This is a genomic window from Actinomadura formosensis NBRC 14204 (assembly GCF_001552155.1).
Taxonomy (GTDB): domain Bacteria; phylum Actinomycetota; class Actinomycetes; order Streptosporangiales; family Streptosporangiaceae; genus Spirillospora; species Spirillospora formosensis.
Genome location: NZ_BCQQ01000300.1, coordinates 1 through 1,208, shown reverse-complemented (window position 1 = coordinate 1,208; position 1,208 = coordinate 1). Strand labels below are relative to the sequence as shown.

Sequence of the window (1,208 nt, the reverse complement as noted above, 5' to 3'; positions counted from 1 at the left end):
GTTCACCGCGCTGCCCCGCAACACCGCCAGCACCCGCTGCCCGCGCTCCCGCGCCACCGACAACCGTTCGAGGACGATCACGCCGACGCCCTCGGCCCAGCCGGTGCCGTCGGCCGCCGCGGCGAACGCCTTGCAGCGCCCGTCGACGGCGAGGCCCCGCTGCCGGGAGAACTCCACGAAGGCGCCCGGGTTAGCCATGATCGTCGCGCCGCCCGCCAGTGCCATCGAGCACTCGCCCGACCGCAGCGCCTGCCCGGCCAGATGCATGGCGACCAGCGAGGACGAGCAGGCGGTGTCGATCGTGACGGCCGGGCCCTCGAATCCGAACACGTAGGACACCCGGCCCGACGCGACGCTCGACGACCCGCCCGTGCCTGCGAAGCCTTCCAGTTCCGGCGTGACAACGCTGGCGCCCGGTGCGACGTACCCCTGGCCGAAGGCACCGGTGAACACGCCGACGTCGGTGCCCTTCAACGCGGTCGCGTCGATGCCCGCGGCCTCCAGTGCCTCCCACGAGGTCTCCAGGAGCAACCGCTGCTGCGGGTCCATCGCCAGCGCCTCACGCGGCGAGATACCGAAGAAACCCGCGTCGAACAGCCCGGCCTCGTGCAGGAAACCGCCCTGGTCGGTGTACGAGGTGCCCGAACGGTCCGGGTCGGGGTCGAACAGGCCCTCCAGGTCCCAGCCCCGGTCGGTGGGGAACCCGGACACCGCGTCCCGGCGGTCGGCCACCAGCCGCCAAAGGTCGTCCGGGCCGGCCACGCCGCCGGGCAGCCGGCACGCCATGCCGACGATGGCGATCGGCTCCTCCGCGTCGGCCACGACGGCCGTCGGCGTCACGGGGGCGGGTGTCACGCCACCGAGCTCGTCGCGCAGGTGGCGGGCGAGGGCCTGCGGGTTGGGGTGGTCGAACACCAGCGTGGCGGGCAGCTTCAGCCCGGTGGCCTCACGCAGCCGGTTGCGCAGCTCCACGGCCGTGAGCGAGTCGAACCCCGCCTCCTTGAACGCCGCGTCCGCCCGGATGGCACCTGCTTCGGCGTGCCCGAGCACGGCCGCGATCTGGCCGCGCACCAGGTCGAGGAGCAGGGTCAGCTGGTCGGCCGGGGCGAGGCCGGCCAGCCGCTCGGACAGCCGGCCGCGTTCGCCGCCGGCCGAGCGCGCCTGCCGCCGGCCGGCCCGGACCAGGCCGCGCAGCAGGTGCGGCACCG

General features: G+C 74.8%; 1 protein-coding gene. It reads right to left on the bottom strand.

Features of this window, described 5'->3' with window-relative positions; all coding sequences use genetic code 11:
* Positions 1 to 1,208, bottom strand: a 1,208-nt coding sequence (locus AF1_RS32625) for an acyl carrier protein (protein WP_169804076.1), incomplete at both ends; no start/stop codon positions are given.